This is a genomic window from Tunturibacter empetritectus, from assembly GCF_040358985.1.
Taxonomy (GTDB): domain Bacteria; phylum Acidobacteriota; class Terriglobia; order Terriglobales; family Acidobacteriaceae; genus Edaphobacter; species Edaphobacter empetritectus.
In genome coordinates, this window is sequence record NZ_CP132932.1 from 2,303,728 (window position 1) to 2,312,665 (window position 8,938).

Annotated in this window: 6 protein-coding genes; 4 read left to right on the top strand and 2 right to left on the bottom strand. The window is 56.3% G+C overall.

Annotated features, from left to right (window positions below):
• Positions 1 to 3: 3 nt before the first annotated feature.
• Complete coding sequence (gene kdpB, locus RBB75_RS09620; RefSeq protein WP_353070297.1) at positions 4 to 2,043, top strand: potassium-transporting ATPase subunit KdpB; 2,040 nt, start codon at positions 4 to 6, stop codon at positions 2,041 to 2,043.
• A gap of 8 nt (positions 2,044 to 2,051) precedes the next feature.
• Complete coding sequence (gene kdpC, locus RBB75_RS09625; RefSeq protein WP_353070298.1) at positions 2,052 to 2,624, top strand: potassium-transporting ATPase subunit KdpC; 573 nt, start codon at positions 2,052 to 2,054, stop codon at positions 2,622 to 2,624.
• A gap of 672 nt (positions 2,625 to 3,296) precedes the next feature.
• Here the strand turns inward: kdpC and RBB75_RS09630 are convergent.
• Entirely contained in the window at positions 3,297 to 3,455 is a 159-nt protein-coding gene (locus RBB75_RS09630; RefSeq protein WP_353070299.1) for a hypothetical protein, read from the bottom strand.
• 333 nt (positions 3,456 to 3,788) lie between these two features.
• Between RBB75_RS09630 and RBB75_RS09635 the strand changes: the two genes are divergently transcribed.
• Positions 3,789 to 5,543, top strand: a complete 1,755-nt coding sequence (locus RBB75_RS09635; protein ID WP_353070300.1) for a hypothetical protein — start codon at positions 3,789 to 3,791, stop codon at positions 5,541 to 5,543.
• Between the two features lie 81 nt (positions 5,544 to 5,624).
• A complete protein-coding gene (locus tag RBB75_RS09640) occupies positions 5,625 to 8,177 on the top strand; it encodes a glycoside hydrolase family 31 protein (RefSeq protein WP_353070301.1) in 2,553 nt (850 codons plus the stop codon).
• A 121-nt stretch (positions 8,178 to 8,298) separates the two neighbouring features.
• On the opposite strand, the gene RBB75_RS09645 is transcribed toward RBB75_RS09640, so the two are convergent.
• A complete protein-coding gene (locus RBB75_RS09645) occupies positions 8,299 to 8,919 on the bottom strand; it encodes an outer membrane beta-barrel protein (protein WP_179640590.1) in 621 nt (206 codons plus the stop codon).
• Positions 8,920 to 8,938: the final 19 nt, after the last annotated feature.

Genomic DNA, 8,938 nt, shown 5'->3' on the forward strand with positions numbered 1-8,938 from the left:
ACCATGGCAAATACTCGCAAACGCTCCTTATGGGACAGCAAGATCGTACGACGCGCGCTGGTCGACGCGTTAGTCAAGCTGAGCCCGCGCACGATGATGAAGAATCCGGTGATGTTTGTTGTTGAGATCGGCAGCGTGATTACTACGATCTATCTGCTTCGCGATAGTCTGTCGCATCGCGGCTCGTTTCAATTCGATCTGCAGATTACTCTGTGGCTCTGGTTCACAGTGCTGTTCGCGAACTTTGCTGAAGCGATGGCGGAAGGCCGCGGTAAGGCGCAGGCGGACGCGCTGCGGCGCGCGAAGTCGGAGACTACTGCGGTACGGCTTCGCATGGACGGAAGCACGGAAGAGGTTCCCAGCTCGGATCTTAGGGCGGGAGATCATGTTGTCGTTATCGCCGGCAATATGATTCCCGGTGATGGCGAAGTGGTCGAGGGCGTTGCTTCGGTGGATGAGTCGGCGATTACGGGGGAGTCTGCTCCGGTGATTCGTGAGGCCGGCGGCGATCGGTCTGCCGTGACTGGTGGAACGCGGTGTTTGTCGGATCAGATCAAGGTGAAGATTACGTCTAATCCAGGGGAGACGTTTCTGGATCGGATGATTGCGCTAGTTGAGGGCGCCGAGCGGCAGAAGACTCCGAATGAGATCGCTCTGAATATCCTGCTTGCGGGCTTGACGATCATCTTCCTACTGGCTGTCGTGACGTTGCAGCCGATCGCGATCTACTCGACTGCTCCGCAGACGGTGTTTGTGCTGATCTCGTTGCTGGTGTGTCTGATTCCTACGACGATTGGCGGGCTGCTTTCGGCGATTGGGATTGCTGGGATGGATCGGCTGGTGCAGCATAATGTGCTGGCGATGTCTGGCCGCGCGGTGGAGGCGGCTGGAGATGTGAATACGCTTCTGCTGGACAAGACGGGGACGATTACGCTGGGCAATCGTCAGGCTGCGGAGTTTATTCCGGCACCTGGAGTGAGCAAAGATCAGCTTGCGGATGCGGCGCAGTTGTCGTCGCTGCCGGATGAGACGCCGGAAGGGCGCAGCATTGTGGTGTTGGCCAAGGAGTTGTATGGGCTTCGCGGGCGCGAGTTGAGCGAGTTGCAGGCGGAGTTTGTGCCGTTCAGCGCGGTGACGAGGATGTCGGGTGTGAACATGGATGGGCGGATTATTCGCAAGGGTTCGACCGATGCGATCGCCGCATTTTTGAAGGAGAATGGCGGAAGTTTACCGAACGAGGTCCGAGCGGCAGTGGAGACGGTTGCTCGCAGTGGGGGGACGCCGCTGGTGGTGGCTGAGAATCGCCAGGCGCTGGGCGTGATCCATCTGAAGGATATTGTGAAGGGTGGGATGAAGGAGCGGTTTGCGCAGCTTCGGTCGATGGGGATTCGGACGATCATGATTACCGGGGATAATCCGTTGACCGCGGCGGCGATCGCGCGTGAGGCCGGCGTCGACGACTTTCTGGCGGAGGCGAAACCGAAGGACAAGATGGACCTGATTCGCCGGGAGCAGGCTGAGGGCAAGCTGGTTGCGATGACGGGCGATGGAACCAACGATGCTCCTGCGCTGGCGCAAGCCGATGTAGGCGTTGCGATGAACACGGGCACGCAAGCGGCGAAGGAGGCGGGGAATATGGTCGACCTCGACTCGAACCCGACGAAGCTGATTGAGATTGTGGAGATCGGAAAGCAGTTGCTGATGACGCGTGGTGCGTTGACGACGTTCTCGATCGCGAATGACGTTGCAAAGTACTTTGCGATTATTCCAGCGATGTTTGCCGCTACATTTCCGGTGTTGAGTGCGCTGAATATTATGCACCTGAAGACTCCGCAGTCGGCTATTCTCTCGGCGGTGATCTTCAACGCGTTGATCATCGTTGGGCTGATTCCGCTGGCGCTGAGGGGCGTTGGTTATAAGGCGATGTCGGCGGAGGCGTTGTTGCAGCGCAATCTGTTTATCTACGGATTCGGCGGACTGGTTGCTCCTTTTCTTGGTATCAAGCTCATCGACATCATCATCACTGCCATTCACCTGGCCTGAGGAATTTTATGCGTCGCAATGTGATCACCGCTGTGCTCTACACCGTTGTTACTACTGTTCTGTTTGGCCTGATCTATCCGTTCGTTGTGACCGGACTGGCGCAGGTGCTGTTCCATGACAAGGCTAACGGGCAGCTAGTTTACAAGAACGGAGACCTGGTCGGCTCACGTCTTATCGGTCAGTCGTTTACGGCTCCGCAGTACTTTCACTCACGGCCTTCCATGGCGGGCAATGGATACGATGCTGCGAACTCGAGTGGATCGAACCTTGCACCGACGAATAAGAAGCTGGTCGACCGGGTAGCGGGGGGTGTCGCGGCGGCGCAGGTCGATCATCCCGGAGCGAACGTGCCGATTGATCTCGTCACTGCTTCAGGATCGGGGCTTGATCCTCATATTACGCCGGCGGGTGCGGAGTTTCAGGTAGCTCGCATTGCGAGGGAGCGGCACATGAGCGAGGATGCTGTTCGACGTCTGGTGGCGCGGCATACCGAGGGGCGTCAGCTTGGGTTCCTCGGAGAGCCCCGGGTGAATGTGTTGCTGCTGAATCTGGATCTTGATCGAGCAGCGGCTTCCAACTGATGATGACGAGTGCCGATGGGGGGGCCCCCCCTCCCTATTGCCCGCGTGTAAGCTTTTTATTATCAAAGTGTTACGCGCCTGACCTCCTCTCAAATATGTCCAAACAAAAGGGTTACGTCCAAATACGTCCAAACAAAAGGGTTATGAGATTAAAATAAATGGCCCCAGCTTTTGCCGGGGCCTGTCTTTTCTTCTAGTTCAATTATAGCGGTTTGAGAGTAACTCATACGCCACGCGAAAGTGCAGGACTGGCGCGGGTTTTGTGACTTTGGGGCTTGACAGGATTTTTCCGGGGCTAAAGCGCTTTGCGCTGGGTGGGCTACTTTTACTGTTACTTCGCAAAGTGTATCGACGGCATCTCTCCGCTGATCCATTTTCACGCACTCATCTCAACGGCGGGCGATGGAAGCTGGTTGCTGAGTTCACCGAGACCGAGGGCGGAAAGCGCAGCGACCGTTGTGACCTTTCGAGCTAAATAAAGCGAATCGCGCACATCCGAACCAGGCTAAGAGGGCCGCGCACTTATGAAGGCCAGGACACCAATAAGACATCAGTAAAGTTGGGTAGCCGGAAGCCGCGTATAATCATGTCAGCCAGCACAATGCCGAGCAACACTCCGACGACAAGAACAATGGGAAGCCAAGGCCAGTAGCCCTTACCTTTGAGCGTCACTCAGTAGCCTTCCGGGACGAGCGGCTTTGACGCGGATGCTAGATCTTGGATCATCCTGTCGAGGATGGCGTCGCGCTTGAAAATGGTTGGTGTCGCGGAGATGATTTCTTCGATAGCCGCTTCCATCGGTGCGTTGATGTTGTAGAGTCCCGCGTTCATGCGTGTAGAAAACCTCGTCGATTCATGGTTTCTTCTTCCTCCTCAGGAGGATGGTACCGACCACAATGACGATAGCCGAAACCAACAGTATCACCAAGCCATGCGGGACCATTTCTACCACGTCATTCCCTCGGGAACGTCTCAGCCTCGCCCTTGTTGCAGAACCAGCCAGGGTTGTGGCTTATGATACATGCACTGCTTCGCCATCTCGCAGCCGCAGAGCGTACATTTTGCAGGCCGGTGTAGTGAGGGGAATCACCATGGGCCTTCTATTGGCTCGTCAACCGTTTGCCACTTCAGTTTGCCTTTGCTTGCCAGATGACGTATTAAACGTTGTCTATAGCAGTTGAATTATGGGTCCTACCTGTTATCTTCAGAATTCCGTATACCTTACTATGGATTTATATTTCTTCCTGCAGCACCCGCTGGAGGTCCCCCCTGACGCAACGCAACTTTGATATATCTTCCGTAGCGTTCAAACCGTTGACCTTGCGCATTCTGTTCGTTCTCCTTACTGTGTGGTACGCGGTCTTCTCAACAATCATCACCGTTCGCTCCATCCACTGGCCGATGGTGCACGACAGCCCCATTCTGCTCTATATGGTCTTCCTCAGTGAGCATGGAATGCGTCTCTATCGTGACATCGTCGAAGTTCAGTTTCCCGGAGCAGTCCTTCTTTACAGCTTCGAAAGACACCTCTTCGGAGCCGGCGACCTCGCATTCCGCTTATTTGACCTCTTTGGTCTGGCAACGGCGTTTGTCTCGATGTTCGTCATTGCACGCCGGCAAAAGCTCTGGTTCGCCGCTGTCTTCGGCTTCGCCTTCTTCTTGCTGGAGCATACCGGCACCTGGGTCAGCATCATGGACCTGGGTCAGCGAGACTTCTTCATGGCCTGCCTGCTCGGGGTGGGCGTCGCCTTCCTGCTCGAATCGGTCCATCGCCAACAAGCACGGTTGATCTTCTTTTTCGGACTCTCCGTCGCGCTCGCTTCGACGATTAAGCCTACATCCATCGTCTTTCTTATCGTCGCCCTGCCCGTGATCGTGGCACTGCCCAAACGGCACCTCCCTCTTCGCTCTTATCTCGGGTATCTCCTCGCAGGTTTCTGCGCCGGCATGGCCTTCATACTTGCCTATCTTGTTTACGAAAAAGCGGTAGGCGCCTTCCTCAGTCTCGAATGGGTGATGGTTCCGGTCTATGCAACTACTGCTAATGAGAGCTTCCTGCAGATGCTTCCGGTCCTCATTGAACCATCCCATGTATTACCAGAGGTTGCAATGGGCTCGCTGCTTCTCGTGGCGCTGCAAACCTCTCTCAGAAAAAACCTTGGTCAACAAGTCCTGTTCCTCGCCTCCTTAATGGGTGCCGCATCGTTTTTCCTGCAACACAAAGGTTTTCTTTACCACCGCGCGCCATTTCATTTTTTTGTTTTTCTGTGGGTCGGCTGGGTCCTTGTAGCGACGATGAGGCAAAGTACAAAAAGCTACAAATGGTTGGCTTTTGCACTGCTTTTGTTCTCCGCGGCCCTCTACCCTCGTGTCTCACGTCCAGCCATTTGGAGCCAGTGGAACGAAGTAGCGCTTCAGAGTGACCTGACGGCTTTGCACGCTTCGGATGCTCCGGGCGAGGTGCAGTGTCTTGACACTACCACCGGCTGTGTCAACGTCCTCCTTCACATGAACCTCATCATGGCGACCGGCTACATCAACGACACTGTCTTCTTCCTCGATCGGAACGATGCACGGGTAGAACAACTGCGAGACGAGTTTCTCGCGCAGTTGAAAAAATCCGATCCAAGGATAATCGTATTGAGCAATGAACAATGGCCAACGTTCGACGCTCGCGGCTACGACAAGCTGAAGTTCTGGCCCCAGTTCACCAACCTCCTGAACCAGAGCTACGTTCTTTCCATACAACGTGGCGGCGATCCGGAACACCAACGCGGATACCGTATCTACCTTCGAAGAGACACACCAGGGGCGACCCCACTCACCTTGAACCCGGTCTCCCTTCTCGATGAAACGGACTCGACTCGATCCAGATCGATCTTCGTTTTAGGGGGCGCTTCCAAGGATGGTCAGGAGTGAAGTGCATAATGTTGGTTTGTGACTCGGAGGCTTCTTCGTAGTCAGACTCCGCTTCACCGTGTGAATGAGGTTGACGGAACTATGAATCGATTGCGTTTTGGAAGAGTTGCTGTCCTGTTTGCGCTGGGCTGCTGCGGGATGAGTCTTCCCGGTTTATCGGCACAGAGCGCAACGGCTGCAAAGAGTGATCTGATTTCGATGCATCGTGCGACGAGTGCTGCGGCGCTGCCGAATGGTTTAGAGCTGAGGGATGGCGAGGCGAGGGTTCAGATCACTGCGCTGCGAGAGGATGTTCTGCGGATTCGCGTTTCGAAGACGGGGAAGATGCCTGAGGATGCGTCGTGGGCTGTGCTTCCGGGTTCGCGAACCAGCTCGGTTGCGACGGCCTATCGCGCGGAGGGAGGCAAGACAGGTTTTAGCACGAAGGCGTTGCAGGTGTCGGTTGACCGCGCCACGCTTGCCGTAACGATCAGCGACACCCGTGGCGGTGTTCTGCTGCAGGATGCGCGACCGGTTGAGTTTCACGGCGAGCATTTCAGAATTTATAAGAGGATGTCGGCCGAGGAGCACTACTTTGGCCTGGGAGATAAGACGGGGCCGCTCGATCGCAGAGGCGGTGCGTACCAGATGTGGAACACCGATCAGTATCGTTTTCAGGAGAGCAGCGATCCTCTGTATAAAGCAATTCCGTTTTTTATTGCGGACAATGCGGGGAGGTCGTATGGGTTGTTTCTCGACAATACGTGGCGGACGAGTTTTGATTTTGGGAAGGAAGATTCGGAGGCTTACTCGTTTGGGGCCGATGGTGGACCGATTGACTACTACTTTATTTATGGTCCGAAGCCGAAGCAGGTGGTGGAGGGGTATGCGTGGTTGACTGGTCTTACGCCGCTGCCTCCGCAGTGGTCGCTGGGCTTTCAGCAGTCGCGCTACTCGTACATGACGGAGGCGCGGGCGCGCGAGGTGGCGGACCGTATGCGCGCCGATCGGATTCCGTGCGATGCGCTGTATCTGGACATTGACTTTCAGGATCGGAATGCTCCGTTTACGGTGAATCAGCAGGCGTTTCCGAAGTTTCCTGAGTTTATTCAGGAGTTGAAGGAGAAGCACTTCAACCTGGTGTTGATTACGGATCTGCATATTGCGGATCGCGCGAATCAGGGGTATGCGCCTTACGATTCGGGTGTGGCGGGGGATCACTTTGTGAAGAATCCGGATGGGTCGGTGTTTGTGGGCAAGGTGTGGCCGGGGCCTTCGGTGTTTCCTGATTTCACGAGGAAGGAGTCGCGGGCGTGGTGGGGGACTCTTTATAAAGATTTTTATGAGGATGGGGCCGCGGGTTTTTGGAACGATATGAACGAGCCTTCGGTGTTTGAAGTGGCTTCGAAGACGATGCCGCTGGATGTGGTGCATCGGATCGATGAGCCGGGGTTTGTATCGAGGACTGCGAGCCATGCGGAGATTCACAATGTGTATGGCATGGAGAACTCGCGGGGGACGTATGAGGGACTGCTTGCGTTGAAGCCGCACCAGCGGCCTTTTGTTTTGACGCGCGCGACCTATGCTGGCGGCCAGCGGTATGCGTCGACTTGGACGGGAGATAATTCGAGCAGCTGGAACCACCTTCGCATGAGTACGCCGATGCTTCTGAACCTGGGGCTGAGCGGGTTTTCGATGGCTGGAGATGACATTGGAGGGTATGCGGGTTCTTCTACGCAGGATCTGTTGACGAAGTGGATTGAGGTGGGTGAGTTCAATCCGATCTATCGCGACCACACAGAGAAGTTCACGGCCGACCAGGAGCCTTGGGTGGGTGGAGCGGAGGTGGAAGCGGTTCGGCGGAGGTACATTGAGGATCGGTATCGGCTGATGCCGTATCTCTATACATTGGCCGAGGAGAACTCTCGCACGGGCGTTCCGATGATGCGGCCGATGTTTCTGGAGTTCCCGGATGCGACTGCGGACAAGCATCCGCTCGATCTGGATGCGGCCAATCAGTTCATGCTGGGGCCGGATTTGTTGATTGCGCCTGCGCCTTATCCAGAGGCGCCGGATAGCTATGCGGTGACGTTTCCGCCGGTGGGTTGGTACGACTATTGGACGGGGGCAAAGGTTGCGGGGAGCGCTCGCGAGGCGGTTGCGGTGAGTACGGGCGCGGCGCTGGGAGTGGGTGAGCTTCAGTCGGTGAAGATTACGCCGCAGGTGGATGTGCTGCCGGTGTTTGTGCGAGCGGGGTCGATTCTGCCGTTTGCGCCGGTGGTCGAAAGCACGCAGGTGAAGCCAGATGGGCCGCTGACGCTGAAGGTGTTTCCGGGTGAGGGATGTGCGGGCTCGCTGTATCAGGATGATGGGATCAGCTTCGGGTATAAGGAGAAGGATTTTCTGCGTGTGACGTATAGCTGCGAATCGACTCAGGACGGATTGCGTCTGCAGATCGGCAAGCGCGAGGGGAGCTTTCAGCCTTGGTGGAATGGGGTGCAGGTGACGATCTTCGGTTGGAGTGGCGCGCCGGGGAAGATTATGTATGGCGGCCAGGTGATTGCGGGCGCGAGGTTCGATGGCGCGGCGCATTCGCTTACGGTTGTGTTGCCGGAGAGGGCTGAAGGTGGGGTGCTGGAGATTGCTGGGAGGTAGCGTCCTGCCGGACGGGCCTCCTGCGCGGAGGGCGGTCACTTCGTGACGTGTGTACCTTTTCCGGGCGGGGTGGGTTCGGTTGTCTTCCCGCTGGTCGGCGATAGAGTCAGTGAAGAGCGCTCTAGTGGAAGCGGTAGGCGGCGCCGATCCCCAAGACCTGCGGGCTTAGATCGTTGGGCGGGAAGCTGAGCCACTTTTGAAATTGATACTCTGCGCGTAAGTTGACCGAGCGCGTGAGGCGATAATCGACGCCTATACCCGCGGCTACGATGTTGTAGGCGAGATTGGCGGCGTTGCCTTGTGGAGGACCACCGGGGGTGAGGCTAGGAACCTCTGGGTAGTTGAAGACGCCGCGGCCGTACAGGACTTTGGCGAAGGGCTCTATCCGGCCGAAGTGGAGGACGTAGCGAGGGCCGATCTCGTAGGTGCGTTCGTAGATTTTTGTGGTTGGGTCGGAATCGTTGATTTGGTGGAACTCTGCTTCGATGCCCCAGTGATATTTGAAGTCGAAGTTAACGTAGGCTCCTCCGCCTTTGATCTTTTGCGGGACGTAGTCTGAGTTGGCGTAGTTGAACTCGCCGCCAGCCTGGAGGACTCCGGCGGCGGTTGCGGTTGGGAGTGCCTGGGCGTGGAGTCGTGCGCCGGCGAAGCTGATGAGGCAGAGTAGGGCAGAGATCTTGATTCCGAGGAGGAGATCGTTTGCCCGCTTTGCGATTTTTTCAGATGCTGATCTGTTGCTCATACTGAGAATCTCTCTTGAA

Bases quoted from the DNA above. Each gene is read 5' to 3' on its own strand.
- kdpB (WP_353070297.1), top strand. From the start codon at position 4: ATGGCAAATACTCGCAAACGCTCCTTATGGGACAGCAAGATCGTACGA.
- kdpC (WP_353070298.1), top strand. From the start codon at position 2,052: ATGCGTCGCAATGTGATCACCGCTGTGCTCTACACCGTTGTTACTACT.
- RBB75_RS09630 (WP_353070299.1), bottom strand. From the start codon at position 3,455: ATGAACGCGGGACTCTACAACATCAACGCACCGATGGAAGCGGCTATC.
- RBB75_RS09640 (WP_353070301.1), top strand. From the start codon at position 5,625: ATGAATCGATTGCGTTTTGGAAGAGTTGCTGTCCTGTTTGCGCTGGGC.
- RBB75_RS09645 (WP_179640590.1), bottom strand. From the start codon at position 8,919: ATGAGCAACAGATCAGCATCTGAAAAAATCGCAAAGCGGGCAAACGAT.